The sequence below is a fragment of the Halopiger goleimassiliensis genome, from assembly GCF_000455345.1.
In the GTDB taxonomy this organism is placed as follows: Archaea; Halobacteriota; Halobacteria; order Halobacteriales; family Natrialbaceae; genus Halopiger_A; species Halopiger_A goleimassiliensis.
Map to the genome: position 1 here is coordinate 588,815 of NZ_HG315690.1, position 26,363 is coordinate 615,177.

Consider the following 26,363-nt stretch of genomic DNA (forward strand, 5'->3'; position numbering starts at 1 on the left):
CTCGCCGCTGACGTACTCCGTGTCGGGATCGACGAAGAAGTACAACGGGCCGACGAGGTCCTCGTAGCTGGCCGGTCGGTCGCGGGGGAGTTCGTCGGGGAACTCCTCGGAGTTCTCCACGACGTACGGCGAGATGGCGTTGACCGTGATACCGTCGTCCTGCGTGTCGGCCGCGAGCATCCGCGTGAACATCAACACACCGGTCTTCGCGACGAAGTACGGGAAGTTCCCCGGGCTGACCAGCCCCTTCTCGCTCGAGGCGTAGCCGAGGTTGACGATCCGGCCGTACTCCGCCTCGCGCATCGTGGGCAGCGCCCGCTTCGAACAGAGGTAGGTGCCGTTGAGGTTCGTCTCGAGCACCCGGTTCCAGGTCTCGAAGTCGATCTCCTCCCAGTGGCGGGGGGCGAAGTCGCCGACGTTGTTGACCAGCACGTCGACCGACCCGAGGTCGGCCTCGACGGTCGAGAAGATCCCGTCGACGCTCTCGGGGTCGGTCACGTCGCCCTGGACGGTAGTCACCGCCGGCGCACCGCGCTCGCGTGCGTCCTCGGCGACCTCGCGGGCGGCATCGGCGCTGGTGTGGTAGTGGACGGCCGTCCGTGCGCCACAGTCGGCGAGCGCGAGCAGGAGTGCGCGACCGACGCCGCGCGCGCTCCCCGTCACGAGCGCCGTCTGGTCGGAGATGTCGGGTCCGTTCATATCACCTCCTGAACGGGGCCAGCCCTAACCCGCTATCGATCGGTTCCGGCCGGTTCCGTCGCGACCACTGCCCCGTGGACCGATCGTCCGGGTCGACAGTTCGGTCCTCCTCTTCGCGTGGATTTACAATCGGTGATGTCCCTACTGGAAGTATGGAACTGAACACCGTGTTGCTGGCCGTCGGTCCGGGCGACGCCGACCGAAGCGACGACCTCGCCGAAGCCGTCCTGCAAGTCGCCGGGCCGGCGGACGCGACGGTCGTCCTCGCTCACGTCTTCACGGACTCCGAGTACGACGAGGTCGTCTCCCGCCTCGAGTTCGACGACGAGGCGGCGATCGAACCCGACGAAGTCGCCCGCCGCCACGCGACGATCCGCGAACTGCAGGACTTTTTCGACGACCACGGCCTCGCGTACGAGACGCGCGGGTCGGTCGGCGACCACGGCGAGGCCATCGTCGATCTGGCCTCGGACGTCGACGCCGACCGCGTCGTCGTCGGCGGCCGTCGCCGTTCCCCGACCGGAAAGGCCGTCTTCGGATCGACCGCACAGGAGGTGCTGCTCTCGGCCCCCTGTCCGGCGACGTTCGTCCGGAGCGACGAGTGATACCGCCGCCGATCACCGTGCGTCCAACGACGAGTGCAGCGTTCATTCCGCCCCTCTTCTGTAATTCTGCAAGTACGGGAATACTTAAGCGGGTCGCAACGCCAATAGTTGTCATGGCTATCGATACGGTCCTGCTCGCTGTCGGCCCGATGGATACGGTCCGCGCCGAGGAACTCGCCGAGACCACCCTCGAGATCGCCGACCCGCTGGGGGCGACGGTCGTGATCGGCCACGCCTTCACGGACGAGGAGTACGAGGAGTTCCGGGAGGAGCTGGGCTTCGAGGCCCGCGTCGAGAACGTCGATCCCGACGAGGTGGCCCGCCGTCGACCACCCGTCGGCGACCTCGAGGAGATGATGGAAGCGGCCGGCGTCGACTACGAAGTCCGTGGCGAACGCGGCGAGGTCGCCGCCAAGGTAGTCGACATGGCCATCGACGTCGACGCCGATCGGATGATCCTCGGCGGCCGTCGCCGCTCTCCCGCGGAGAAGGCCGTCCTCGGGTCCGTCTCCCAGGAGATCATCCTTCAGGCCCCCTGTCCGGTCACGTACTTCCGGGATCTCGACGTCATGGAGTGACGCGTCGCGTCGGTCGGATCTCGAGATACCTCATCGGTGCTGTTTCTGTGGAATATCGTGCGGATGGCACACTCGCAGCACGGAGATCCACAGTTGATCAGTACAGCCCACAGATTTTTCACTGCAGAAGACTACTCGGAAATAATGCTCTCTGAACTTCTGGTTATTACGGCTATAAGCAGTATTTTCGTTGGGATACCGCTCGTTCTTTTGTTAAGTAAGATACTCAGAGGTGAGTTCTGGCCGGGACGGATATACGCCCAATACAAGGAAGGTAAACACGACGTTTCTAATTCTGATGATAGGTAAGCAATGCTACTGATCACCCGCTCGATCGAACGAGCATCGAGCACAACTTCGAGTGACGACCGACCCGATCCCGTTTGCAACCCCGAGCCGCTACCGAACGTCCCCGGTTCCGACGAGGTCCGCAGGTCGAACCAGTCCCGTAATCGTCCTCAGGCCAAGCCGATTCGCTCGCTGTAGGCTCCGTGTCGTCGCTCGAAGACGGACATGATCTCGCCCATCGTCGCGTAGGCCTTCACGGCGTCGACGATGTACGGCATCGCGTTCTCGCCGCGCTCGAGGGCCTCGTCGAGCGCCTCGAGCGTCTCCTCGACCACCGCGTCGTCGCGTTCCTCCTTGACCGACTCGAGGCGTTCGCGCTGGCGTTCCTGGGCGGTCTCGTCGACCTGCAGGATGTCCGGGCTGGTGTCCTCCTCGAGGGTGTACTCGTTGACGCCGACGACGACCTCCTCGCCGCGTTCGACCCGTTCCTGGTACTCGTAGGCGGCGTCCTGGATCTCCCGGTGGAAGTAGCCGTCGTCGATCCCCTGCAGGATGCCGTCCCGAACGGAGCCGTCTCCCATGTCGCGGATCTCCTCGATGTAGGCCATCGCCTCCCGTTCGATCTCGTTGGTCAGCGACTCGACGGCGAAGCTCCCGCCCAGCGGGTCGACGATGTCGGCGACGCCGGACTCCTCGGCGATGATCTGCTGGGTGCGAAGGGCGACCCGAACGGCCTCCTCCGAGGGCAGTGCCAGCGCCTCGTCGAAGCTATTCGTGTGCAGCGACTGGGTACCGCCGAGGACGCCCGCGAGCGCCTGGATCGTCACGCGGACGATGTTGTTCATCGGCTGCTGAGCGGTCAACGACTGGCCCGCCGTCTGGGTGTGGAACTTCAGCCGCTTCGATTCCGCGCGCTCGGCGTCGTACCACTCGTCCATCACGCGGGCGTAGATCCGCCGGGCGGCCCGGAACTTCGCGATCTCCTCGAAGAAGGAGTTGTGGCAGTTGAAGAAAAAGGAGAGGCGGGGCGCGAACGCGTCGACCTCGAGGCCGCGGTCGACGGCGTCCTCGACGTAGCCGAAGCCGTCGGCGAGCGTGAACGCGAGTTCCTGGACGGCCGTGGAGCCGGCCTCGCGAATGTGATAGCCCGAGATCGAGATGGGGTGGAACTTGGGGGTCTCCTCGGTCGAGAACTCGACGACGTCCGTGACGAGGTCGAGCGAGGGTTCCGGGGGGATCACCCACTCCTTCTGGGCGATGAACTCCTTGAACATGTCGTTCTGGAGGGTGCCCCGGATCTCCTCGCGGGGAACGCCCTGCTGGTCGGCCAGCGCGACGTACATGGCGTAGATCACCGGCGCGGAGGGGTTGATCGTAAAGCTCGTGGAAATCTCGCCGAGGTCGATCCCGTCGAACAGGATCTCCATATCGCGCAGCGTGTCGACCGCGACGCCCTCCTTGCCGACCTCGCCGTCGCTCATCGGGTCGTCCGAGTCCAGACCCATCAGCGTCGGCATGTCGAACGCGACCGAGAGCCCCGTCTGACCCTCGTCGATCAGGTAGTGGAATCGCTCGTTGGTCTCCTCGGCCGTCCCGAAGCCGGCGAACTGCCGCATCGTCCACGTCCGGCCGCGGTACATCGTCGGGTACGGCCCCCGGGTGTACGGTTCCTCGCCCGGAAACCCCAACTCCTCGAGGTAGTCGAGATCGGCGACGTCCTCGGGGGTGTAGAGGCGATCTACCTCGAGATTCGAGACGGTCGCGAAGCGATCCTGTCGTTCGCCGTGGCGCTCCAGCACCGGATCGAGCGTCTCACGGTCCCATTCCTCGGTCGCCTTGCGGATCGCCTCGAGGTCGTCGGCGTCGTACATGGATGCAATATTTGCCAGCCTGGTTGGTAAGGATTCCGGGGTGTGGTATCGAACGACATCCAGGTCGGTATCGCAACACCTTTTTTCGAACCACCGAAAGCGTGCCGTAGTCATGCATATCGGGGAGGGTTCGGTTCCACTGATCGTCGCCCAGCAGGGATCGTCCGCCCCTGTCTCGAGGGCCACGTCGCGTCACGGAGGGTCCCAGTAATGTATCTCGTCGTCATCGGAGCCGGGAAAACCGGCCGAAGCCTGGTCGAACTCGCAGTCGAAGACGGACACGACGTGGTCGTCGTCGAAATCGACGAGGAGAAGGCGAACGCCATCTCCGCCGACTACGACTGTCTCGTGTTGCACGCCGACGCGACGAACGACGGCACGCTCCAGGACGCGGGGATCGACCGGGCCGACGCCGTGATCTCCACGACGAACGTCGACGCCGTCAACATCATGGTGATGTTGCTCGCCCAGGAACACGACGTGCCCAACCTGTTGAGCGTCGTCCACGAGCCGGCACACCTCCCCGTTTTCGAGAAGATCGGCGTCAACGTCATCGAGAATCCCCAGCGGCTGATCGCCGAGTACCTGTATCACTCCGTTCAGTATCCCGGGGTCAGCGACTTCGTCGAACTCGCCGACGGGACGGAACTGGTCGAACTCGCGGTCGATCCGGGATCGCCCGTCGCCGACCAGTCCCTGGCTGACGCGAAGTCGTCGGGCGAGCTTCCGGAGGGCTGTCTCGTCGTCGCCCTGCAACGCGGCGACGAGTTGTACCCGCCGGACGGGACGACGGTGCTCTCGGCCGGTGACGACGTGACGCTGCTCGTCGACGACGAACACATCGACGACGCAATTGCGGCCTTTTCCTCGCCCGAGTGAGTATGGTATCGGTGCAGTTCGGAACCGTCGCGCGCGACGTCGGCCGCATACTGCGAGTCGTCGCGCTGATGCCGCTCGCCTCGATTCTCGTCGCCGTCGTCGTCGGCGAGTTCTACGCCGTTCCCGCGTTCGTCGCCACCGCCGTCGTGTTCGCCGCCGTCGGGACGGGCCTCGCCCGGCGGTACGCGGACGCGCCGCAGCCGGGCAAACTCCACGGGATGATGATCGCGGCGGCGGCGTGGGCGTTCGTCGCCCTCCTCGGAAGTCTCCCGTTCCTGCTCGTCGCTGGAACGATCGCGTACGGCCCGTCGTGGCTCGCCACGCCCGAACTCGGCGAGACGACCGCGGCGTTTCTGCGGCCGTTACACGCCGTCTTCGAGAGCATGAGCGGCTACACCTCGACCGGTCTCACGATGGCGACCGACGAATCGACGCTGCCGTCGTCGATCCAGTGGTGGCGCTCGTTCACGGAGTGGGTCGGCGGCGTCGGCGTGATCGTCCTCACGGTCGGCATCCTCGCCAGGCCGGGCAGCGGCTCGCTGACCCTCTACGAGAGCGAGGCCCGCTCCGAGAAGATCCACCCCAGCATCGTCTCGACGGCGCGGGACATCTGGAAACTCTACCTCGGGTTCACGGTCGGAGCGATCGCCCTCTTCTTCCTCGCCGGCATGCCCGTCTGGGACGCGATCAACCACGCGATGACCGCCATCTCGACGGGCGGATTCTCGGTTCACGCCGACTCGATCGGCCACTACGGCGAGCCGCTCATCGAGTACGCCGTCATCCCCGTGATGGTCGCGGGATCGATCGCCTTCCCCGTCCACTACCTCATCTTCAAAGGGGAGATCCGGAACCTCTACGCCGACCTCCAGACCCGCTGGGTGTTCATCTGGTTCACCGTCGGCAGCGCGGTCCTGATCGCGATCCTCTCGCTGCGCGGGTTCTACGGCTCGCTCGAGGAGACGATACGGATCGGCCTGTTTCAGTTCGTCTCTGCGACCTCGAACGCCGGGTTCGGGACGGCGACGCTCGGCGGGGGGACCGAGCAGGTCTGGACGGCCGACGCGATCCTCTTTCTCTGTCTCGGGATGTTGACCGGCGCGGCAGCCGGGTCGACGGTCGGCGGCCTGAAGCTCATCCGCGTCATCACGCTCGTGAAAGGGGTCCGGTGGCGCATCAGCGGAGTATTTACGCCGGTCTCCGCGGTGCGACGCCTGCAACTCGGCGATCGGCGGCTCTCGGCGGACCAGGCCGCGAAGGAGATCGAAGAGGCCGCGATCGTACTGGTGCTCTGGTTCGCGTTTCTCGCGATCGGGATCGCGGTCATGCTGGCGATCCTCCCGACCGAGACGCCCACGGAGTACGTGATCTTCGACGTGATGAGCGCCCAGAGCACCGTGGGGCTCGACACCGGTATCACCGGGGTGGAGATGCCCAACGCCGGGAAAGCGGTGCTGATCATCAACATGTGGGTCGGCCGTCTCGAGATCATCCCCGTCGTCGTCCTGCTCCGCGGGGCGTTGCTCCGGTTTGATCTCTACCGGTGACGGCTTCGAGGCTGCGAGCCGACTTGCTGCCGTGATCGGAGCGAAACGAAACCGGGTAATCGGGCGACGGTCGACCCCTCAGCGGGTCCGAAGTGTGACCGGGGGTCAGTCGCCCGACTGGAGCCGCTGGGTCGTCTGGACGAGCGGGTGGTGGGCGTAGTCGACGACTTCGATGTCGTCGATCCGCTCGAGTCCCTCTTTCTCGGCCGTCTTGGCCATCCCGAGGTCGATCTCCCGATCGACGACGATCACGTAGGCGTCCATCTCGTCGATCCCCAGGCGATCGGCCGCGAGCACGCGGTGGTGGCCGTCCGCGAGCAACAGCGTCCCCGCGTTGTCGATGACCACCAGCGGTTCGGCCAGCCCGCGCTCGAGTTCGTAGCGCCGCCCCTCGAGTTCGTCGGCGTAGACCCGCCCCTGGGTCGGCGTCAGCGCCTCGAGGGCGACGGTCCGTCGCTCCTGCTCGAGGTCGATCTCGTGGATCTGTTCCAGGGTTCGCATCAGTTTGCCCACCTTCTGGGGCGTCGCGCGTTCGATCTGGCTGCGGACGACGTCGGCGTTGGAGATGATGCCCACCAGGTTGCCGGCGTCGTCGACGACGGGGAGTTTCTGGATCCCCGACCGGAGGATGACGCGGGCGGCGTCGTTGACCTTCATCTCGGGGTGGGCGACGAGCAGGTCGGTCGTCATCACCTTGAAGATCGGTTCGTCCTCGTCGGCGAGCAACAGATCGCGGGCGCTGACGAACCCCTCGACCCGACGGCGTTCACAGACCGGATAGCCGCTGTGGTCGTCGCTCTCGGCGATGCGTTTCGCGACGGCTCCGACGGTCGCGTCCGGCGAGACCGTGGCCACGTCGCGGGTCATGTACTCCTGGACCTGCGCCTTGCTCCTGTCCGACGTGACCTCCATGCCTCGCCGTACGGACCGGGCGCGCAAAAGTACTGTTATCGGCCTCCCGCCCCCGACGGCATCCGCACCGATCAGGCCGACTCGCCGTCGCCGCGCTCGCCGGCGTCGGTGAACAGCCACTCGCTGGTCCGGTCGTACGCGCCGACCGGGACGCCGGGTCTGGTCTCGATCGCCTCGAAAAAGCGGTTCGTGATCACTTCCTCGACGACGCTGACTATCGAATCGACCTCCTCGTCGTCGTCCACGTCGCCCAGGATCCCCACCTCGAGTTGGGCACCAGCCATGTCGGCGTGACCGCCAGCGCTGCCGATCCGCTCGAACGCGTCGCGGAGGGTCTCGCCGAGGTCGACGTCGTCGGCGCGGGACCGGGCCGAGAGGTAGGCCATTTCGTCCCGGAAGCCAAACACCAGCGTCGTGTCGACGCCCTCCATCGCGAGCAACTGGTCGGCCGCCTGCGGGAGCGCGTCCCGGTTCGAGAGGCGGCCGACGCTGGCGACGGCGACCGAATCACGCTGGTCCCGATTCTTGATCGCCCGCGCGATGGTCTCTAAGGTTTCGCCCTCGATCGTCGGCTGTTCGATCTGCTCGAGGAGGCTCACGTCCGCGTGTCCCCAGAGGATCGACGCCGCCCGGAAGTCCGCGGGCGAGACCTCGCGGGTGAAGTCGCTGGTGTCGACGCGGATGCCGTAGAGTAACGCCGTGGCGGTCGCCGTCCCGAACTCGAGGTCGTACCGGTGCAGGAACTCGGTGAGGATCGTGCTGGTCGCCCCAACGTGTTCGCGAAGTTCGACGAACGTCCCGGGCACCGGTCCGCGCGGGGGATGGTGGTCGACCACGATGTCGACGTGTAACGTCTCCGGGAGGCCGTCGTTGACGCCCGGCCGGGAGTGATCGACCAGCGCGAACGACGAGAACTCCTCGAGCGACGCCTGATCCTCGAGGTTGCGCAACGGGAGGTCGAGCAGGTTGACCATCGCCCTGTTCTCCTGGTGGGAGATTTCGCCGAAATAGCAGGCCTCGGCCTCGAGGCCGTGCCACTGGGCGATGTCGACCAGCGCGACGGCGCTTGCGATCGCGTCGGGGTCGGGATTGTCGTGGGTGACGACCGCCAGCGGCCCGTCGATCGACTGCAGTTGATGCCGGAGTTCGATCGCCGATTCCGCACCCGGGCCGAGGCTCACGTCGGCGACCCGGTCCGCGATCGCACTCTCGGCGTCGACCACGTGATCGGCGAGGTCGCCGAACTCCGTTCGGTCGGCCGGCGTCGGGTTACCGCCCAGATACGCGACGATCGACGACTCCGGGAACCGTTCGCGGGCTCGCCGGAGCGCGACGCGGTTGACGTCGGTCCGATCTGCGCCGACGAAGACGGTCTCCGGGTCCTCGATCGAGGCGATCGCCGAGGGATCGGTCGGATCGGCCGCTCGAGCGGGGATGCTCGCGTCCCGCAGCGTCTCGACGATGCTCTCGTCGGCGGTGACGACGAGCAGGCGGTCGGTCCCGTCGCGCTCGGCCAGCTCCTCGATGATCCCGCGACAGACGCTACCGCAGCCGAGCACGAGCTGTAACCCCATCCTCGTATCGCGGCTTGCAACCCCGGCCGGTAAAAGCTACCGGGTCCAGCGAACGGCGAGCGGCCGGTCGGCTACCGATCGGGAACTCGCAAAAACGGTCGAATCGATGCCGCCGATCAGGGCGGCCAGACGTCGCCAGCGGTCTCGAGCGCGACTTCGACGACCGGTCCGAAGCCGGGCAGCAGGACGACCGTCATCACGGCGGCGAACGCGATCGCCGCGTAGATGCCGGTCGGCTGTGCGAGCGGGTCGCGCTCGACCAGCGGCTCCTCGATCCAGACGGCCTTGACCAGCCGCGCGTAGTAGTACAGCGACAGGGCGCTGTTGACCACCAGCGCGGCCGCGACCAGCAGCAGGCCGGTCTCGAGTGCGCCGACGAACAGGAAGTACTTGCTCCAGAAGCCGCCCAGCGGCGGAATGCCCGCGAGGCTGAACATGAAAATCGCGAGCGCGAAGCAGGCGACGGGCGCGCGGCGGGCGAGGCCGTTGTAGTCCTCGAAGGTGCGGCCGACGCCCCAGTGTTCGGCCAGCGCGACGAACAGGAACGCGCCGGTGTTCATGAAGCCGTAGACGAGCAGGTGCATCATCGCCGCGCCCATGACCAGTTCGCCGCCGTCGACGGTGAGGCCGGCCAGGCCGATCAGCACGTAGCCCGCGTGTCCGATCGAGGAGTACGCGAGCATGCGCTTGACCTTGTCCTGGGTTGCGGCGGCGAAGTTCCCGACGGTCATCGTGACGACCGCGAGCACGACGAACGCGAGCGTCCAGTCGATGCCGATCAGTTCGTTCGTCACGTCGATCGGGAACGCCGTCGAGAAGACGCGGAACGCGATCACGAAGCCGGCGGCCTTCGAGGCCGACGAGAGGAAGGCCGAGATCGGCGCGGGCGCGCCCTCGTAGGCCTCGGGGGCCCAGAAGTGGAACGGGACGCTGGCCGTCTTGAACGCGATGCCGCCGATCAGCATCAACACGCCGAGCCCCAGCAGCCCGCCGACCTCAGCGCCGTCGTCGACCAGCGTTCCGAGTTCGGTCGCGATGGCGTCGAGTTGGAGGACGCCGGTCGCGCCGTAGATCAGCGAGATGCCGTAGACCATGATCGCCGAGGACAGTGCGCCGATCAGGAAGTACTTCAGCCCGGCCTCGACGCTGCCGCGGTCGTCCTTGAGAATGGACACGAGCGCGTACGACGGCAGGCTCGAGAGCTCGAGCGCGATGAAGACCGTCACGAGGCTGTTGGCGGTGGCCATCGTGGCCATGCCCGTCGCCGCGAGCATCATCAGGGAGTAGTACTCGGCCTGGTAGGCGTGGCCGTCCATGTAGTCGTAGCTGGCGACCGACACCAGCGCGGTGACGATCGCGACGACGATGGTGAAGTACAGGGCGAGCTGGTCGACGACGAGCTGGCCGTCGAACAGTTCGATCGCCCCGAAGCCCTCGATCCCGCCGAGCCCGACGTCGGCGGCGATGAACCAGGCGGCGACGCCCAGCGCGGCCAGCGAGCCGACGGTCGCGGTACCCGCGAGCAGTGCGCGATTGGTCGACCGCGGGCTGACGCTGTCGATCAGGAACAGGACGAGTGCGGTCGCGGCCAGCAACAGGGCCGGCGCGAGCGCGACCCACTCACCGAGTTCGATCAGCGCCATTACAGTTCACCTCCGGTCTCGAGGATCGGATCGACTGCGTCCGTGATCATCTCGAAGATCAACTCGGGTGCCACGCCCAGCGCGATGATGATCCCCAGCAACACGAACAGCGGGGCGACGTCGTGTAGCGGGGCGCGGCCGACGTCGTAGTCGGTTTCCAGGGTGTACGGTCCGAAGATCGCCCGCTGCATCGCAAACAGCAGGTAGCCCGCGACGAGGACGATGCCGAACATCGCCAGCGCGGTGAAGATCGGTGCGTACGCGAGTACCTCGGACTGGAACGCGCCGAAGAAGATGTAGTACTCGGCGGCGAAGCCGGACAGCAGCGGCAGGCCCATGTAGCCGAACGCACCGGCGACGAAGACGCCCGCGGCGACGGGCATCCTGTCGGCCATTCCGGACATGTCCGAGACCATCCGGGTGTGGGTGGCGTTGTAGATGACGCCGACGGTCATGAACATCAGCCCCGAGATCAACCCGTGCGAGACCATCTGGAACGTCGCGCCGCCGACGCCGAACTGGGTCAGGGCGATCAGGCCCAGGATCACGTAGCCCATCGACGACACCGACGAGTAAGCGACGATCCGCTTCAAGTCGGTCTGGGCCAGCGCGAGCAAGGCACCGTAGATGACGCTGATGACCGCGACGACCGCGATGGGGACGAGGAACGGTTCGATCACCTCGTCCGGGAACATCGTGAAGTTGAACCGCAACAGCGCGTAGGTCCCCATCTTCAGCAGGACGCCGGCGAGCAGCACCGACGCGGGCGTCGGCGCTTCCACGTGGGCGTCCGGCAGCCAGGTGTGGAAGGGAACCACGGGCACCTTCACGGCGAAGCCGAGGAACATCGCGACGAACACGACCGACGCGAGCGTCGTGCCCTCGATGCCGTAGAAGGCGTCCGGGGTGCCCGCAAGCAGCGCCTGGGCGATCTCGGGGAGCGCGAAACTCGAGACGCTATCGCCGAGGCCGAACACGAGCGTGACGAACGCGCCGAACATTACCAGCGACGCCACGTTCGTGTATACGAAGAACTTGATCGCGGCGTACTTCCGGCGCGGGCCGCCCCAGATGCCGATCAGCAGGTACATCGGGATCAGGACGGCCTCCCAGAAGATGAACCAGAGGAAGAAATCCAGCGCCGCGAAGACGCCGATGAGGTTGGCCTCGATGAACAGCACGAGCCCGTAGAACTGGGACTCGCGCTCGTCGATCGGCGTCCAGGAACTCACGATCGCCAGCGTGACCAGGATCGTCGTCAGCACGACCAGCGGCAGGCTGATCCCGTCGAGGCCGACGAACCACGAGATGGCGTAGTCGCCGAACTGGACCCACTCGTACCGGGACTCGAAGGCGATCTCGCCGCCCTCGAGCAGGGCGTTGCCGCTGCCGTCGAAGGCCGCGAACAGCCAGAGGCCGATCGCGGCGGGCACGAGGCTGATCCAGAAGGCCAGTTTGCCGGCGATACGGTCAGGCGCGAGGAACACGGCTCCCGCGCCGATCAGCGTCACTGCGAGCAGGATCTCGATCATCATAGGAACCACCCTCCGAGCAGTCCGAGGCCGAGCAACAGCAGGACGAACCCGGTCACCAACAGTGCGGCGTAGTTCGTGACGACGCCGGTCTGGAGTCGCTTCATCCAGCTCCCGCCGAACAGGCTGGTCGTCGAGACGCCGTTGACGACGCCGTCGATCACCGTCTGGTCGAACCGGTCGGCCAGCCGGGAGAGCGGCAGCGTCAGGCCCTCGGCGAGCCAGACCTGGTACTCGTCCTGGTAGTAGTTCTTCTTTGCCACCGCGCCGATCGAACCGAGCCGCTCCGTGTGCGCGGTCGGCTCGGGACCGCTGTAGAGCCACCAGGCGAGGCCGGCACCGGCCAGCGCGAGCAGCAGGGACACCCCCGCGCCGAGCAGGACCGTCAGCGTCTCACTTCCGACGTAACCCGTCGCGTAGACCGCGTCGGCCCCGAAGATCATCTCCGAGTAGGCCTCGTAGGTCGTCCCCTCGACGCCGCCCGCGAGCCAGTGCTCGAGGAACGTGAGGTCGATCCCCGTGAGCTTGTACACCGGCGCGAGGTTGGCAGCGCCCGCGACGAGTGCGAGGGTACCGAGTACGACCAGCGGTGCCTTGATCGACCAGCCGACGGGATGGGGGTTTTCGGCGACCTCCGACCGGGGTTCGCCGTGGAAGGTCAGTTTGACCATCCGGAAGGTGTAGAAGCCGGTGAAAAAGACCGCGAGCAGTCCCATCGCGTACGCGACCAGGAAGATGGGCTGCTCGAGGCCGACGATCAGGGCGTCGTAGAGCACCTCGTCCTTGGACCAGAAGCCCGAGAACGGAACGATCCCCGCGAGCGCGAGCGCGCCGGCGAGGAACGTGTAGTAGGTGATCGGCGCTTTCGATTTGAGGCCGCCCATCTTCCACATGTCCTGTTCGTGGTGCATGAGGACGATGACGGCACCGGCACCGAGGAACAGCAGGGCCTTGAAGAAGGCGTGGTTCATCAGGTGGAAGACCCCGGCGACGTAGCCGCCGACGCCGAGGCCGAGCATCATGTAGCCGTACTGGCTGATCGTCGAATAGGCCAGCACCTGCTTGATGTCGTCCTTGACGACGCCCATCGTCGCGGCGAACAGCGCGGTGAAGCCGCCGACGAAGGCGATGATCGCCAGCGCGGTCGGCGACAGCGCGTAGTAGCCGAACATCCGGGCGACCAGATAGACGCCGGCCGCGACCATCGTCGCCGCGTGGATGAGCGCGGAGACGGTCGTCGGGCCTTCCATCGCGTCGGGGAGCCACGTGTGCAGCGGGAACTGCGCCGACTTCCCGATGACGCCACCCAGCACCAGGAGTCCAGTGATCGTCACCCACGTCTGGGCGTCGAAGCCGCCGGGAATCGACGCGTCGCCGGTTCCGTCGATGGCCGCTTCGGCGGCGTGGACGAACGACTCGTCGCCGGCGAACGCGACCGTGCCGAACGTCGCCGCGATGGCGACGACCCCGAGCAGGAAGAAGTAGTCACCGAAGCGGGTGACCAGGAACGCCTTCTTCGCGGCCGACGGCGCGGACTCCGTGCGGAACCAGAAGCCGATCAGCAGGAACGAACACAGCCCCACGAGTTCGAAGAACATGAACGCCATCAGCAGGTTGTCCGCGTAGACGAACGAGAGCATGCTGAACGTGAAGAGGCCGAGACCGGCGTAGTACCGCGGCAGGCCGGTCTCGCCCTCGGCGTTCATGTACCCGAGGCTGAAGACGTGGACGAGGAACGCGACCAGCGAGACGATCACCAGCATCAGCGCCGCCAGCGGATCGATCAGGATGCCGAACGTGAACTCCACGGCTCCATTGACCTCGCCGGCCACGTCGCCGACCACCCAGGTAAACAGCGTCTGCTCGTGGGGTTCGCCGCCCGCGACCGTGACGAGCGTCCACAGCGAGAGCAGCAGGGAGCCAGCCGTCGCTGCGATGCCCGGGATCGCCCCCTTCTTCGGCAGGTACTTGCCGAAGGTCAGGGCGACCACGAAGGCCACGAGCGGGAACAGTGCGATCGCCGGTGCGTAGTCGAATGCGCCTTCCATCGTCACCACCTCATCGTCGTCGGGACGGTGACGTCGACGTCACCGAAGTTGCGGTACAGCACCAGGATGATCCCGAGTCCGATGGCGACCTCCGCTGCGGCGAGCGCCATCGTGAACAGGCCGAACACCTGCCCCGTCAGGTTGCCGTGCAGGAACGAGAACGCGACCAGGTTGATCACCGCCGCGTTCAACATCAGCTCGACGGACATCAGGAACATCAGTGCGTTGCGACGCGTCAGGATGCCGAAGAGGCCGATACAGAACAGCCCCATCGACAGCATCACGAAGTACTCGATCGGCACCGACGTCATCGGGACTCACCCCCGTCGGTCGACCGATCGGTCGACTCGCCCCCGTCGGTCGCCGTGCGGTCGCGGCCGCCGTCGGCCACGACGTCGGAGCCGGCCCGACTCGAGGTCGCGCTCGTCGTGGCGAGCGGGGCCACGGGTTCGCCCTCGTCCTCGCGTTTCGCGAGCACGAGCGCGGCGTCCAGCGCCGCGTCGAGGACGATCGCGATCAGTAGCAAGGCGACGAGGAACGGCTCCGTGTCGGCCACGGCACCCTCGGTCGACTGCAACGCCTCGAGGTCGAAGAGGGCGTAGCCGATCTCGGAGGTGATCGAGAGCCCCTCCGGGAAGCCGGTCGGTCCCCCGAACTGCGTGTTCAGGACGACCGCCACCATCAGTCCGAAGAGGACGACGGCGAGCAGGCCAGGGAGGACGGATCCCTCGCGTCGGAGTCGCGGTCGAGTCGTCATGTCTGTACCACCTCGTCGGCGTCCGCGTTCGCAGGCTCCTCGCGCTGGGTGAGCATCACGGCGAACGTGATGAGGATGAGGACCCCGCCGACGTAGACGAGGACCTGCATCACGGCGACGAACTCCGCCGCCAGCATCACGTAGTAAATCGCGACGCTCAACAGCGTGACGCCCAGCATGAGCGCCGAGTGCCAGGGGTCACGGAAGAGCACCACACCGAGCGCACTGGCGAGGGTGACGAACGCGAACAGCGCGAACGCGATCAACTCGTATGGCATGGTTGGTTTCGTTGCCCGTATTGGGGGGACGGGCGACCCGTCACTGGTAGTCCACCTCTCCTTCGCCCTCGCCGATCCACGCGCCCCGGTCGGGTTCGCGTGACTCGAGGGGGTCGATGTCCTTGTACCACGGGACCGACTTCAGCTGCTCCTTGTTGTAGACGAAATCCTGCTTCGTGTCCGCCGTGAACTCGAAGTTCTGCGTGAGCAGGATGGCGTCGGTCGGACACACCTCCTCGCAGAGCCGACAGTAGACGCACTGTCCGATGTGGAGGTTGTACTGTTCGCCGTTGCGCTGTTCGTCCATCACGATCTGGATGGTGTCGTTCGGACAGACGTTCTCGCACTGGCGACACCAGATGCAGCGCTCCTGGCTCCACTTGTGGACGCCCCTGAACCGGGGGGAGACGTCCGGTGCGGTCTTGGGATACTCCACCGTGAAGGTGGAGCCGTCCAGCGCGTGTTTCATCGTCGTCGCCATGGATTTGAGCAGTCCGATCATTGAATCACCCCGACGATCGCAGCGGTCAGGAACAGGTTCGCGAACGAAAGGACCAGCAGGCCCTTCCAGCCGATTTCGATCAGGTGGTCGATGCGCACGCGCGGCACCGCCGAGCGGAGCCACTGGGTCAGCAGGAAGACGGCCCAGATCTTCAGCAGGAACCAGACGATGCCAAGCGCTTCCGGACCGGGACCGGCCGGACCGCCCAAGAAGATCGTCGCGATGATTGCACCGCCGAGGAAGATGTGGAGGAACTCCCCGAGGTAGACCAGCACGAAGTTGACCGAGGAGTACTCGGTCTGGTAGCCGGCGACCAGTTCGGCCGGCGCTTCGGGCATGTCGAAGGGGTTGCGGCCGACCTCGGCGAAGTTCGCGATCAGGAACAGCACGAACGCGAACGGGTTGACCAGCGCGTACCAGGCCGGAATCGAGACGACGCCGAGGTCGACGAGCGTCTGGCTCGTCTGGGCGTCGACGATCGTACTCATCTGTAACGACCCGGCGAAGATCACCACGGACATCCCGGTCACGACGAGCGGGATCTCGTAGGCGATGTTCTGAGCCACCGCCCGGAGTCCGCCCAGCAGCGAGTACTTGTTCCCCGAGGCGTAGCCGGCCATCGCGAGCCCGATCGAAGCGATGCCGGCGACGGCGAAGACGTACGCCAGGCCGACCTCGGGGTCCGCGAGGTGGATGCCGCTACCCATGGGGATGACGGCGAACCCGAGGAGTGCCGATCCCGTGAGGACGATCGGCGCGATGTCGTAGGCCGGACGATCCGCGCCCTCGGGGACGATGTTCTCCTTCGAGAGCATGCGGACCGCGTCGGCGATGATGATCCCGATCCCGGCCGGGCCGAGGTGGTTGATCGAGATCCGGTCGGTGAACGCCGCGGTGATCTTCCGCTTGGCCCACGGGCCGGCGACGGCGGTCGTCGTGAGCATCAGCGTCCCGACGATCGCCGCGCCGACGAACGACGCGATCAGTTCGCCGAGGACGCCGAACTCGGCGAGGCCGGTGACCTCGCCGATCCGCTCGGGCAACAGCACCGTTTCACCGCTTTGCAGCGGCACAGCTCCCGTTCCGGTCATCGATCCACCTCCCCGAGGACGACGTCTAAGCTACCGAGCGATGCGATCAGGTCGGGGATGTACTCCCCTTCAGACATCTCGGGCAGCGCCTGCAGGTTCGAGAAGCACGGACTCCGGATCTTGAACCGGGCCGGCTTGTCCGTGCCGTCCGAGCGCATGTAGATCCCGAGTTCGCCCTTCGCGGCCTCGACCGCGCGGTAGATCTCCGCATCGGCGTCCGGCTTCAGGGTCCGCGGGACGTTCGCCTGCACGTCGCGTTCGTCCTCGGGCCACTCCTCGAGCAGGTCGAGACACTGCTCGACGATCTTGGCCGACTCCTCGACCTCCTCCATGCGACAGAGCACGCGGGCGTAGTTGTCACAGCCCTCGCGCGTGACGACGTCCCACTCCAAGTTGTCGTAGTAGCCGTAGGGATCGTCGCGCCGGAGGTCGTAGTCGACGCCGGAGCCGCGGGCGACCGGACCAGTACAGCCGTAGGATTTGGCTACCTCGGGCTCGAGGACGCCGGTGTCGATACACCGGGTCTGGAAGATCTCGTTCGAGGTGACCATGTCGTGGTACTCGTCGACCTTCGCGGGGAGTTCGTCGAGGAAGTCCCGCGTTTTCTCGATGAACTCCTCGCGGGGTTCCGGCAGGTCCCAGGCGACCCCGCCGACGCGGAAGTAGTTGAACATCATCCGCTGGCCGGTCAGATCTTCGAGGATGTCCTGGACGACCTCGCGGTCGCGGAACGTGTACATGAAGATCGCCGTGAACTCGCCGTAGACGTCCAGCGCGAACGTCCCCAGCGCGAGCATGTGCGCGGCGATCCGGCACAGTTCCGCGCCCATCGTCCGGATGACCTGCGCGTACTCGGGAACCTCGATCTCCGCGAGGTCCTCGATCGCTCGCGCGTAGGCCCACTCGTTCAGGAGGCCGGCCGAGACGTAGTCCCACCGGTCGGGGTAGGGCATGATCTGGTGGCGGTAGGTCCCCGACTGGCACATCTGCTCCTCGCAGCGGTGGAGGTAGCCGATGTCGGGATCGACGTCGACGACGGTCTCGCCGTCCAGCACGGTCTCGACGTGGAGCACGCCGTGGGTCGCCGGGTGATGCGGGCCGATGTTGAGGAACATCGTGTCCGACTCCTCGTCCCGGTGATCCGGCTGGATCGGGTTCTCGTGCTCCGTCAGCGTCACCAGTTGCGGTTGCTCTTGGTCGTAGTCGTCCGAGAGGGGGTGGCCCTGCCACGTCTCGGGGAGCAGGATCCGCCGCAGGTCCGGGTGCTCCGCGTACTCGATCCCGACCAGGTCGTACGCCTCGCGTTCGTGCCAGTCGGCGGTCCGGTACACCGGCTCCGCGCTCTGGCTGACCGGGTCGTCGGGCGTCGTCGGCACGACGACGCTGACCTCGTCGGTCGGATCGTCGAACTTCCGGAGGTGATAGATCGTCTCGTACCGGTCCGCGTACTGCTGGGCGGTCACGCACGCGCAGTGGTCGTATCCTGCCCGATCGCGGAGATCGAACAGCACGTCCTGCACGTCCGTCGGGTTGACGACGAACGCCGGGGCGTTCAGGTGGTCGTCCCGCCCGACGATCCGATCGCCCAGCAACGCCTCGAGATCGGACACACCGTCGGCGTCCGGCGTCGTTTCGAGTCCCGTGCTCATGGTGAATCAGCCCAGTTGTAGCGCATGACGAGGTCGTCCTCGTCGATCTCGTCGGCTAACTTCTGTACCAGTTCGTCCTCGGGGAGGTCGCCGAACTCCTCGAGTTCGTACGGCTTGACGACGACGGGCGAGGACTCGCCGTTCCGGATCCGCTCCTGCAGCTTGAGGATCCCGTAGACGAGCGCCTCCGGCCGGGGCGGACAGCCCGGCACGTGGATGTCGACCGGGATGATCTCCTCGGCACCCTTGACGACGTTGTACCCCTTCTGGAAGGGGCCGCCGGAGATCGTACACGAGCCCATCCCGACGACGAACTTGGGTTCGGGCATCTGGTCGTAGACGCGCTTCATGCGCGGCCCGAACTTCGAGACGATCGTCCCGGGGACGATCATGACGTCGGCCTGCCGGGGCGACGCCCGCGGGACGCCCGCCCCGTACCGGTCGACGTCGTGTTTGAGCGCGTACGTGTGCATCATCTCGATGCTGCAGCAGGCGATACCGAACTGCAGCATGAACATGGAGTTCCCGCGAACCCAGTTCATGAACTTGTCGAACTTCGTGAGGATGAACGGCGACGCGCCGAACGCCTCGCGAAGTTTCGAGTTGAACCGGTCGTCGACGCCCTCGCCCATTCGGGCGTCTCGGGTATCCGTTCCCGGTGCGGTACTCCCGTGGATCGATTGTCTGGGTTCCTGACTCATGATCGGTTACGGTTCGCGTCCACCTGGCGAGAGGAGCGTGCCCACTGGACCGCGCCGTTTCGCCACGCCCATCCGAGACCCACGAGCAGGATCGCGACGAATACGACCATCGGCCCGAGGATCTGGAACAGTGAGACGGCGTCCGATTCGATGGCATCCAGATACACGACCGCCCACGGGAACAGCAGGACGGTCTCGATATCGAAGACGAGGAACAAGAGCGCAACCATGTAGTACTGGATGTTGAACCGGATGCGAGTCCCACCGGTCGGCACTTCGCCACTCTCGTAGGTGGCACGTTTGCTCGTTTCGGGGACGCTCGGGCGCAGCAGGTACGACACCACCATCATACTCAGCGGTATCAGCACGGCCACGGTCGCCAGCGCCCCGATAGCTATCCAATCGTTCATCTCCGTAACGTTCGGGCGTTCATACCGCATGCACATAAGGGTTGATTGTTCGTTTTCCGGTCTAACACCGGCCAAGCCCCGCCGTAAGCGGCGTTCGAACTGCCTGAATAATCACCGAAAACTATCTGTCGGAATCGTCCCGCTGAACGAAACGGTAATTCGAGATTACTGAACGCCAACGGGCGGGTTCGACGGCCGTCTGTTGTGTGAATGATACGATAGGGTGGTTGAGTCTTCGTCGAGCGGGGGCGACCGTACTCGAGCAGTCGCGGCCAGCGTTCGGCTACCCGCACGAGACGACGGCCTCGACGCGACACGACTCGACACCGCGTCGAAATCGGCAGAAAACGTGGCAACTCCGTGAGGCGATTCGGATCGATGACGCGGACCCGAGTCGACAGCACGTCTCGCTTCGCCTACCAATCCGTGATTACGGTCCTCGGACGCTTCGAAGAGCGGGTCGACTCGGTCCGGTCGAGGGGTAGCGCTCGAGCGGCCCGTCCCGTGAATCGACTACTCCTCCCGGAACCGGTCGGTGCCGTCGTCGTGGAGGCGTCGGGAGACGTCCCCGACGCCCTCGCGCAGTTGCTCGTGGTAGTCGACGAGTCGGTCGCGCAGATCGTCGTGCTGGCGTGCGAGGATCTGGGCCGCCGAGAGCGCGGCGTTGAACGACTTGCCGGCGTCGACCGCGACCAGGGGCGCGCCGGTCGGCATCCCGATGACGCTGTCGACCGACTTCTCCTGGACGGGGACGCCGATTACCGGCAACGGGTAGGCGATCGAGGCGGTCATGTTCGGCAGGTCGGCGGACTTTCCGCCCGCGCCCGCGATGATGACCTCGATCCCCCGTTCCTCGGCGGTCTCCGCGTACGCGGTCATGAGGTCGGGGGTGCGGTGTGCGGAGGTGACGTACGTCTCGAACGTGAACCGCTCGTCGGGCGGGTTCTCGAAGTCGGTCTGTTCCGCGAAGCCGAGTTCGTCGACGAAGGCGTCGTAGGCACCCCGGCGTCGCCCGCCGGTCAGCATCGTCTCCAGATCCGAGTCGCTGCCCATGACGATTCCCACGTCGGGGGTCTCCTCCGTCGGTCGGTCCTGCTCGGCCTCGCGGTGGAGCCGGTCGATCAGGTCCGCGACTGCTCGTGCGGTCATACGCGCCGCTTCCGTCCAAGGAGCAATGAAAGGTGGTGATTCGCCCCGTCTCAGCGTCGTCCCTGGCAGCCGCCACGCAGGCGACTACACTGGGAGCGGCGAGTCTTCAGACAGCGGTCGCTTCCCTCGTACTCCTCCTCGAGAATCTCCTCGAGCAGGTCGATCTCGCGCTGGCCGTACCCGTCGTTCGCGATGAAGTGCGGGACGAGGCGTTCTTCGGCGACCCGCCGGCCACACAGCCCCTCGCTCTTGTACTCGCGTACGGCCGCTCGAATCTCCGCTTCCGTCGGTTCGGGGCCGAGATCGATCTCCGGAACGCGACCCTCGAAAAACTGCCCGAAAACGTGTTCTGTGTCGATCACGTTCCACGTGTTATCGGATAACGCATAAAACGTTTTCCCACGCTAGAGCGCCCAAAACGACCGATTATGGCGAACACGTTCGCCTCCGGTCGTTCGAACTGACGGTCAGGATCGGAACGTGACCGCCGCTTCGAGCTCCCGGGCGGTCTCGAGCAGGTCGTCGACGCCGACCTCGTCCTCGCCCGTCACCGTCACGTGGCCCATCTTCCGCAGCGGTCGGACCTGGCGCTTGCCGTACCAGTGGAGGTGCGCGCCGGGAGTCTCGAGGATCCGGTCGACGTCCTCGAGTTCGGCTTCCCGCTCCTCGTCGACGTCGCCGAGGAGATTCGTCATCACGGTCGGGGACCGGAGGTCGGTCGACGCGAGCGGCCATCCGAGGACGGCCCGGACGTGCTGTTCGAACTGCGAACTCCGCGCCCCCTCGATCGTCCAGTGCCCGGAGTTGTGGGGGCGGGGTGCGATCTCGTTGAGCAGAATCTCGCCCGCACTCGTTTCGAAGAGTTCGATGCCGTAGACGCCGCGACCGTCCATCACCTCGAGCACGTCCGCGGCGACCTCGCGCGCTCGCTCCGCGACGGCGTCGCTCGAGCGGGCGGGAACGATCGTCTCCCGGAGGATCTCGTCGACGTGGACGTTCTCGCCGATGGGGAAGGCGGCGATCTCGTCGTCGCCCTTGACGGCGATGACCGACAGTTCGCGCTCGAAGTCGACGAACGACTCGACCATCGCGGGACCGGCGACCGACTCGAGGGCCGGTGCGGCATCGTCCTTTGACTCGACGGGGACGTTCCCGCGCCCGTCGTAGCCGCCGGTCCTCGCCTTGAGCATCACCGGCGCACCGTAGTCGTCGATCGCCTCGCGGACGTCGTCGACGTCCTCGACCGCCCGGAACGGCGGCACCGGAACGCCTGCGGCCTCGAGTTCGCGTTTCTGGACGAGTTTGTCGTGGATCGTCTCGAGCGTCTCGGGGTCGGGGTGAACCGGCGTTCCGGTCTCCTCGCTCACTCGCTCGAGGACGTCCTGGTCGGCCAGTTCGATCTCGAACGTGAGGACGTCGGCGCGCGCAGCGAGGTCGCGGATCGCCGCCTCGTCGTCGAAGTCGGCCACGATCTGGTCGCGCGCGACGAGCGACGCCGGACAGTCCTCCGTCGGATCGAGGACGATCAACTCGACCCCCAGCGGCGCGGCGGCCTCGGCCAGCATCCGTCCCAGTTGTCCGCCGCCGACGACCCCCACGGTCGGTCCGGGCGTCCGTAACGTCGTCATCGCGCGGCGGTTGTTCGGCCCCGCGCTTAAGGATTCGCAATCGCCCCCGAGGACCGAACGAGTTCGGACGCTCCCCGAATTCCGGACGATCTGTCATTCTATGGCCAATAGTGCATTTGTGGAGGATGCGTATCGACAACCAAGGCCTATGCAACCAGCGGATTACATTCGCCGATTCGCGGGCGATCGGCGCGACAACGAACCGACCGACTCGAGCGCGACGAACGGCTCGTCGCCGTCCGACGCCGACGCGGGGACCGACGGCGTCACGATTCCCGACGGCGGCGTCTCCGGACGAACGCCGTCGACGGAAACGATCGGGGGGACTCCCGAGGTCGATTCCAGACTCGAGCGTGCCAGGGCGGCGATCGACTACGGAACCGGAACCGAGCGCCACCTCGAGGCGCTCTCCGGCGGTACGGACCTCGACCTCGACGTGACCGCGTTCGAGGGGAGCTATCCGGTCGCGGTGCCCGTGGATGCAGCGTCGCGACAGGCGCGACTGCTCTCGACGGTCTTCGACGACCGGGATTCGACGCGTGCCTCCCGGGTCGCCGCCATCGCGAGAGCGCACGCCGAGGCCGGCGCTCCCCCGTCGGCGTACGTCGCGACCTACGAACGGGTCGTCGAACGCCTGGTCGATCGGGCCGTCGATCGGATCGACGACGGCGACGACCTCGACGAGGTCCGTGACGGACTGCTCGCTGGACTAAAAGCCACCCTCGTCGACGTACAGGTCGGCGTCGACGAGTTCGCCGACGAGGAGAGCGTCGCACCGCTCGAAGAAGCGGACCACCTCGAGGGAATCGGCGTCGACGACGTGATCGACGCCGTCCCGCGACCGCTGTTCCTCATCGACGACGAACACACGGTCGTCCACTACAACGTCCCGCACAAACGGTTGCTCAACCTCGGCGACGACCACCGGGAGCACGTCGGTCGTGACTGCCGCGAATCCGTCGCGTCGGCGTTTTACTCGGACGGCCGTCGCCACAACACGCTCGCCGACAAGGTCGCCGAAAACCCCCACGACGCCCACGAGGAGTGGGACGTCGACCGGATCGACGCCGACGAGGAGTACGTCGACCGGCCGGTCTACTACGACCAGAGCGTCTCGAAGGATCAGACCGGCACGGAGACCCACATCGAGTTCTTCGCGATGCCGATCTTCGACGCCGAGGGCGAGTTGAACGCTGTGCTCGAACTCGTCGAGGACCGCAGCGACGAGGTCCGGCGGCGCAACAGCGTCGAGGAACTGATCACCGAAGTGACGGACACGCTGTATCGGATCGGCGAGGGCGACCTCGAAGCCCGCGCCGAGTTCGAAGACGAACACGGCGTCGTCGAACCACACCTCCTCCAGTTGACCGACGACGTCAACGAGATGGCCACGAACTTCGAGTCGATCGTCACCCGCGTCGATCAGAAGACGACGGAACTCGCAGAGTCGATCGAACGCGCCACCGAGTACGCCGCCCTGATCGACGACCAGGCGACGAACCAGAGCGAGTCCCTCGAGACCGTCGCCGACGAGATGGAGGACTTCTCCGCGACGATGGAAGAGGTCGCCGCCTCTTCACAGGAAGTCGCCGAGGCGGCGGACGCCGCCCTCGAGGAGGTCGAACACGGGGTCCAGGCCAGCGAAGACGCCCGGGACGTGACCGACGAGGTGATGGCGATCAGTACGGAACTGGTCGATACCGTCGAGCAACTCGACGAGTACATGAGCGAGATCGGCGAGGTCGCCGAGGTGATCGCCGACGTTGCCGATCAGACGAACCTGCTCGCGCTCAACGCCAACATCGAGGCCGCCAAGGCCGACGAGGACGGTGCCGGCTTCGCCGTCGTCGCCAACGAGGTGAAAAACCTCGCTGCGGAGACGCAGGACCACACCGACGAGATCGCCGCCCGGATCGAACAGGTCCAGGAACAGACCGTCGAGACCGTCGACGAGGTCGAAACCTCACACGAGCACGTCCAGGACGTCGAGGCCGAGATCGCCAACGTCATCTCGTCCCTCGAGACGATCTCGGATCGCGTCGAAGCGGCCGTCGACGGCATCCAGGAGGTCGCGGACGCCAACGACAAGCAGGCCGCCTCGGTCGAGGAGGTGATGGCGACGGTCGAAGACGTGCGCGAAAGTTCGAGTCGGGTAACGGAAACGGCGGACGAGATCGTCGAGGAGACCGAGCTACAGGAAGACGCCGTCTTCGAACTCTCGGACCGGGTCCGGACGTTGTCGGATCACGACGACGCGTAGGCCGTCGCTACTGCCCGCCGAGTTACGTATCGAGCGCGGAGGTCGCGGCGTTCGGGTGCCGGTGAGAACGGCCCGGTGCCCGTGAAGAACGGTACCTCTTTTACCCACCCTCTCCACGCGACGCATATGACCACGCTCGGACTGGTGGTCGCGGAGTTCAACCGTCCGATCACCGAGCAGATGGAGGAGGCCGCCCTCGAGGCGGCTGCCGACGACGGGGCGGAGGTGTACGAGACGGTCCACGTCCCCGGCGCGTACGACGCACCGCTGGCCGCGGATCGGCTCGCCCGCCGCGAAGCCGTCGACGCGGTCGCCGTCGTCGGCGCGATCGTGACCGGCGACACCGACCACGACGACGTGATCGGGCACGCGACCGCCCAGCGGCTGACCGACGTCAGCCTCGAGCGTGACACCCCCGTGACCCTCGGCGTGACCGGTCCCGGAATGTCCGCCGCCGAGGCGCGCGAGCGCGTCGACAACGCGGCCAAGGCCGTCGAGAGCGCGCTCGATCTCGCGACCACGCTTCCCGATCCGGAGACGGAGTAACCATGGCTATGGAATTCACCGATCGGCTGACTCGAGTCGAACCGTCCGCGACGCTTGCGATCTCTGCGCTCGCGACCGAACTGGAGAACGAGGGAAAGGACGTCGTCGACCTCTCGGTCGGCGAACCCGACTTCCCCACGCCCGAGAACATCGTCGAGGCAGGCAAGGCGGCGATGGACGCCGGCCACACCGGTTACACCACCTCCGCCGGTATCCTCGAGCTTCGCGAGGCCATCGCCGACAAACTCGCCGACGACGGCCTCGACCACGGCCCCGAGGAGATCATCGTCACGCCGGGCGCGAAACAGGCGCTCTACGAGATCGTGCAAGCGCTGATCGGCGAGGGTGACGAGGTCGTCCTGCTCGACCCCGCGTGGGTCTCCTACGAGGCGATGGTCAAGATGGCCGGCGGCTCGCTGTCCCGGGTCGACCTCTCGCCCCACGACTTCCAGCTCGAGCCCGCGCTCGAGGACCTCGAGGCGGCCGTCTCGGACGAGACCGAACTGCTGATCGTCAACTCGCCGTCGAACCCCACCGGTGCGGTCTACTCCGACGCGGCGCTCGAGGGCGTCCGCGACCTGGCCGTCGAGCACGACGTGACGGTCATCAGCGACGAGATCTACAAGGAGATCACCTACGGCGTCGAGCCCACCAGCCTCGGTACACTCGAGGGGATGGCCGACCGCACCGTGACGGTCAACGGCTTCTCGAAGGCCTACTCGATGACCGGCTGGCGGCTGGGCTACTTCGCCGGCCCCGAGGAGCTGATCGACCAGGCCGGCAAACTCCACAGCCACTCCGTCTCCTCGGCGGTCAACTTCGTCCAGCACGCCGGCGTCGAAGCCCTCGAGAACACCGACGAGGCCGTCGACGAGATGGTCGCGGCCTTCGAACAGCGGCGCGACCTCGTCGTCGACCTGCTCGACGACCACGGCGTCGACGTCGCCGTCCCCGAGGGGGCATTCTACATGATGCTCCCGGTTGCTGAGGACGATCAGGCGTGGTGTGAGGGCGCGCTCGAGGACGCCCACGTCGCCACGGTACCGGGCAGCGCCTTCGGCACGCCCGGCTACGCCCGCGTGTCCTACGCCGCCAGCGCGGAACGCCTCGAGGAGGGTATCGAACGGCTGGCCGCGGAAGGCTACCTGTAGCGGACGTCTGTTTCGTCCCGGCTCGAGTGTTCTACCCGGTTCACGACGGATAGCTGCTGCGTTGG

General features: G+C 66.2%; 25 protein-coding genes. 7 read left to right on the plus strand and 18 right to left on the minus strand.

The features are described from left to right. Positions 1-699 (minus strand): SDR family NAD(P)-dependent oxidoreductase (locus TX79_RS02885; RefSeq protein WP_049928247.1); only part of this gene is annotated, 699 nt, incomplete at its 3' end. A gap of 152 nt (positions 700-851) precedes the next feature. Here TX79_RS02885 and TX79_RS02890 point away from each other — a divergent pair. Both TX79_RS02890 and TX79_RS02895 read left to right on the plus strand, forming a co-directional pair. Then, a complete protein-coding gene (locus TX79_RS02890) occupies positions 852-1,304 on the plus strand; it encodes a universal stress protein (RefSeq protein WP_049925657.1) in 453 nt (150 codons plus the stop codon). Positions 1,305-1,417: 113 nt separating this feature from the next. Then, the gene (locus TX79_RS02895; protein WP_049925659.1) at positions 1,418-1,882 is read left to right on the plus strand and encodes a universal stress protein; all 465 of its coding nucleotides are present in this window, start codon (positions 1,418-1,420) and stop codon (positions 1,880-1,882) included. Positions 1,883-2,340: 458 nt separating this feature from the next. Here the strand turns inward: TX79_RS02895 and TX79_RS02900 are convergent, their stop codons facing one another. Continuing rightward, positions 2,341-4,041, minus strand: coding sequence for an acyl-CoA mutase large subunit family protein (locus TX79_RS02900; protein WP_049925661.1), 1,701 nt, complete (start codon positions 4,039-4,041; stop codon positions 2,341-2,343). A 210-nt stretch (positions 4,042-4,251) separates the two neighbouring features. Here TX79_RS02900 and TX79_RS02905 point away from each other — a divergent pair, with 210 nt between their 5' ends. Next, complete coding sequence (locus TX79_RS02905) at positions 4,252-4,920, plus strand: potassium channel family protein (protein ID WP_049925663.1); 669 nt, start codon at positions 4,252-4,254, stop codon at positions 4,918-4,920. Between the two features lie 2 nt (positions 4,921-4,922). Further along, a complete protein-coding gene (locus TX79_RS02910; protein ID WP_230198532.1) occupies positions 4,923-6,467 on the plus strand; it encodes a TrkH family potassium uptake protein in 1,545 nt (514 codons plus the stop codon). A gap of 105 nt (positions 6,468-6,572) precedes the next feature. On the opposite strand, the gene TX79_RS02915 is transcribed toward TX79_RS02910, so the two are convergent. From TX79_RS02915 to TX79_RS02990, 16 genes are all read right to left on the minus strand, one after another. Continuing rightward, positions 6,573-7,379, minus strand: coding sequence for a CBS pair associated ParBc domain-containing protein (locus TX79_RS02915; RefSeq protein ID WP_049925664.1), 807 nt, complete (start codon positions 7,377-7,379; stop codon positions 6,573-6,575). A 71-nt stretch (positions 7,380-7,450) separates the two neighbouring features. Next, a complete protein-coding gene (locus tag TX79_RS02920; RefSeq protein ID WP_049925665.1) occupies positions 7,451-8,953 on the minus strand; it encodes a DHH family phosphoesterase in 1,503 nt (500 codons plus the stop codon). A 116-nt stretch (positions 8,954-9,069) separates the two neighbouring features. Then, the gene (locus tag TX79_RS02925) at positions 9,070-10,596 is read right to left on the minus strand and encodes an NADH-quinone oxidoreductase subunit N (protein ID WP_049925666.1); all 1,527 of its coding nucleotides are present in this window, start codon (positions 10,594-10,596) and stop codon (positions 9,070-9,072) included. Then, positions 10,596-12,131 (minus strand): complex I subunit 4 family protein, encoded by a 1,536-nt coding sequence (locus TX79_RS02930; RefSeq protein WP_049925667.1) that lies wholly within the window; start codon positions 12,129-12,131, stop codon positions 10,596-10,598. Before TX79_RS02930 ends, TX79_RS02925 begins: the two co-directional genes overlap by 1 nt. After that, positions 12,128-14,176: an NADH-quinone oxidoreductase subunit L gene (nuoL, locus tag TX79_RS02935; protein WP_049925668.1), complete on the minus strand. Its 2,049-nt coding sequence runs from the start codon at positions 14,174-14,176 to the stop codon at positions 12,128-12,130. Before nuoL ends, TX79_RS02930 begins: the two co-directional genes overlap by 4 nt. A gap of 2 nt (positions 14,177-14,178) precedes the next feature. Beyond that, complete coding sequence (gene nuoK, locus TX79_RS02940; RefSeq protein ID WP_049925669.1) at positions 14,179-14,487, minus strand: NADH-quinone oxidoreductase subunit NuoK; 309 nt, start codon at positions 14,485-14,487, stop codon at positions 14,179-14,181. Then, positions 14,484-14,933 (minus strand): hypothetical protein, encoded by a 450-nt coding sequence (locus TX79_RS02945; protein ID WP_049925670.1) that lies wholly within the window; start codon positions 14,931-14,933, stop codon positions 14,484-14,486. Before TX79_RS02945 ends, nuoK begins: the two co-directional genes overlap by 4 nt. Beyond that, complete coding sequence (locus TX79_RS02950) at positions 14,930-15,211, minus strand: NADH-quinone oxidoreductase subunit J (RefSeq protein WP_049925671.1); 282 nt, start codon at positions 15,209-15,211, stop codon at positions 14,930-14,932. The genes TX79_RS02945 and TX79_RS02950 overlap by 4 nt, the downstream gene beginning before the upstream one ends. Positions 15,212-15,251: 40 nt before the next feature. After that, a complete protein-coding gene (locus tag TX79_RS02955) occupies positions 15,252-15,713 on the minus strand; it encodes a NuoI/complex I 23 kDa subunit family protein (RefSeq protein WP_049925672.1) in 462 nt (153 codons plus the stop codon). Next, a complete protein-coding gene (locus TX79_RS02960) occupies positions 15,710-16,804 on the minus strand; it encodes a complex I subunit 1/NuoH family protein (protein ID WP_049925673.1) in 1,095 nt (364 codons plus the stop codon). Before TX79_RS02960 ends, TX79_RS02955 begins: the two co-directional genes overlap by 4 nt. Continuing rightward, the gene (locus TX79_RS02965) at positions 16,801-18,453 is read right to left on the minus strand and encodes an NADH-quinone oxidoreductase subunit D (RefSeq protein WP_049925674.1); all 1,653 of its coding nucleotides are present in this window, start codon (positions 18,451-18,453) and stop codon (positions 16,801-16,803) included. The genes TX79_RS02960 and TX79_RS02965 overlap by 4 nt, the downstream gene beginning before the upstream one ends. Further along, the gene (locus tag TX79_RS02970) at positions 18,450-19,157 is read right to left on the minus strand and encodes an NADH-quinone oxidoreductase subunit B (RefSeq protein WP_049925675.1); all 708 of its coding nucleotides are present in this window, start codon (positions 19,155-19,157) and stop codon (positions 18,450-18,452) included. The genes TX79_RS02965 and TX79_RS02970 overlap by 4 nt, the downstream gene beginning before the upstream one ends. Beyond that, positions 19,151-19,564 carry an NADH-quinone oxidoreductase subunit A gene (locus TX79_RS02975; RefSeq protein ID WP_049928249.1) on the minus strand — a complete coding sequence of 138 codons (414 nt, stop codon included), beginning with the start codon at positions 19,562-19,564 and terminating at the stop codon, positions 19,151-19,153. The genes TX79_RS02970 and TX79_RS02975 overlap by 7 nt, the downstream gene beginning before the upstream one ends. A gap of 513 nt (positions 19,565-20,077) precedes the next feature. After that, a complete protein-coding gene (locus TX79_RS02980) occupies positions 20,078-20,713 on the minus strand; it encodes an AIR carboxylase family protein (RefSeq protein WP_049925676.1) in 636 nt (211 codons plus the stop codon). Positions 20,714-20,763: 50 nt separating this feature from the next. Further along, entirely contained in the window at positions 20,764-21,075 is a 312-nt protein-coding gene (locus TX79_RS02985; protein WP_049925677.1) for a hypothetical protein, read from the minus strand. A gap of 105 nt (positions 21,076-21,180) precedes the next feature. Then, positions 21,181-22,341 carry a 5-(carboxyamino)imidazole ribonucleotide synthase gene (locus tag TX79_RS02990; RefSeq protein ID WP_049925678.1) on the minus strand — a complete coding sequence of 387 codons (1,161 nt, stop codon included), beginning with the start codon at positions 22,339-22,341 and terminating at the stop codon, positions 21,181-21,183. A gap of 148 nt (positions 22,342-22,489) precedes the next feature. Here TX79_RS02990 and TX79_RS02995 point away from each other — a divergent pair, with 148 nt between their 5' ends. From TX79_RS02995 to TX79_RS03005, 3 genes are all read left to right on the plus strand, one after another. Then, on the plus strand, positions 22,490-24,601 hold the full coding sequence (locus tag TX79_RS02995; RefSeq protein WP_081655473.1) for a methyl-accepting chemotaxis protein: 2,112 nt from the start codon (positions 22,490-22,492) through the stop codon (positions 24,599-24,601). A gap of 126 nt (positions 24,602-24,727) precedes the next feature. Then, the gene (ribH, locus tag TX79_RS03000) at positions 24,728-25,147 is read left to right on the plus strand and encodes a 6,7-dimethyl-8-ribityllumazine synthase (protein WP_049925679.1); all 420 of its coding nucleotides are present in this window, start codon (positions 24,728-24,730) and stop codon (positions 25,145-25,147) included. Between the two features lie 2 nt (positions 25,148-25,149). Continuing rightward, positions 25,150-26,298, plus strand: a complete 1,149-nt coding sequence (locus TX79_RS03005) for a pyridoxal phosphate-dependent aminotransferase (RefSeq protein ID WP_049925680.1) — start codon at positions 25,150-25,152, stop codon at positions 26,296-26,298. The last annotated feature ends 65 nt before the right edge of the window (positions 26,299-26,363 follow it).

Excerpts from the sequence above, each read along its gene's own strand:
- TX79_RS02890 (WP_049925657.1), top strand. The coding sequence starts at position 852 with ATGGAACTGAACACCGTGTTGCTGGCCGTCGGTCCGGGCGACGCCGAC.
- TX79_RS02895 (WP_049925659.1), top strand. The coding sequence starts at position 1,418 with ATGGCTATCGATACGGTCCTGCTCGCTGTCGGCCCGATGGATACGGTC.
- TX79_RS02900 (WP_049925661.1), bottom strand. The coding sequence starts at position 4,041 with ATGTACGACGCCGACGACCTCGAGGCGATCCGCAAGGCGACCGAGGAA.
- TX79_RS02905 (WP_049925663.1), top strand. The coding sequence starts at position 4,252 with ATGTATCTCGTCGTCATCGGAGCCGGGAAAACCGGCCGAAGCCTGGTC.
- TX79_RS02910 (WP_230198532.1), top strand. The coding sequence starts at position 4,923 with ATGGTATCGGTGCAGTTCGGAACCGTCGCGCGCGACGTCGGCCGCATA.
- TX79_RS02915 (WP_049925664.1), bottom strand. The coding sequence starts at position 7,379 with ATGGAGGTCACGTCGGACAGGAGCAAGGCGCAGGTCCAGGAGTACATG.
- TX79_RS02920 (WP_049925665.1), bottom strand. The coding sequence starts at position 8,953 with ATGGGGTTACAGCTCGTGCTCGGCTGCGGTAGCGTCTGTCGCGGGATC.
- TX79_RS02925 (WP_049925666.1), bottom strand. The coding sequence starts at position 10,596 with ATGGCGCTGATCGAACTCGGTGAGTGGGTCGCGCTCGCGCCGGCCCTG.
- TX79_RS02930 (WP_049925667.1), bottom strand. The coding sequence starts at position 12,131 with ATGATGATCGAGATCCTGCTCGCAGTGACGCTGATCGGCGCGGGAGCC.
- nuoL (WP_049925668.1), bottom strand. The coding sequence starts at position 14,176 with ATGGAAGGCGCATTCGACTACGCACCGGCGATCGCACTGTTCCCGCTC.
- nuoK (WP_049925669.1), bottom strand. The coding sequence starts at position 14,487 with ATGACGTCGGTGCCGATCGAGTACTTCGTGATGCTGTCGATGGGGCTG.
- TX79_RS02945 (WP_049925670.1), bottom strand. The coding sequence starts at position 14,933 with ATGACGACTCGACCGCGACTCCGACGCGAGGGATCCGTCCTCCCTGGC.
- TX79_RS02950 (WP_049925671.1), bottom strand. The coding sequence starts at position 15,211 with ATGCCATACGAGTTGATCGCGTTCGCGCTGTTCGCGTTCGTCACCCTC.
- TX79_RS02955 (WP_049925672.1), bottom strand. The coding sequence starts at position 15,713 with ATGATCGGACTGCTCAAATCCATGGCGACGACGATGAAACACGCGCTG.
- TX79_RS02960 (WP_049925673.1), bottom strand. The coding sequence starts at position 16,804 with ATGACCGGAACGGGAGCTGTGCCGCTGCAAAGCGGTGAAACGGTGCTG.
- TX79_RS02965 (WP_049925674.1), bottom strand. The coding sequence starts at position 18,453 with ATGAGCACGGGACTCGAAACGACGCCGGACGCCGACGGTGTGTCCGAT.
- TX79_RS02975 (WP_049928249.1), bottom strand. The coding sequence starts at position 19,564 with ATGAACGATTGGATAGCTATCGGGGCGCTGGCGACCGTGGCCGTGCTG.
- TX79_RS02980 (WP_049925676.1), bottom strand. The coding sequence starts at position 20,713 with ATGACCGCACGAGCAGTCGCGGACCTGATCGACCGGCTCCACCGCGAG.
- TX79_RS02990 (WP_049925678.1), bottom strand. The coding sequence starts at position 22,341 with ATGACGACGTTACGGACGCCCGGACCGACCGTGGGGGTCGTCGGCGGC.
- TX79_RS02995 (WP_081655473.1), top strand. The coding sequence starts at position 22,490 with ATGCAACCAGCGGATTACATTCGCCGATTCGCGGGCGATCGGCGCGAC.
- ribH (WP_049925679.1), top strand. The coding sequence starts at position 24,728 with ATGACCACGCTCGGACTGGTGGTCGCGGAGTTCAACCGTCCGATCACC.
- TX79_RS03005 (WP_049925680.1), top strand. The coding sequence starts at position 25,150 with ATGGCTATGGAATTCACCGATCGGCTGACTCGAGTCGAACCGTCCGCG.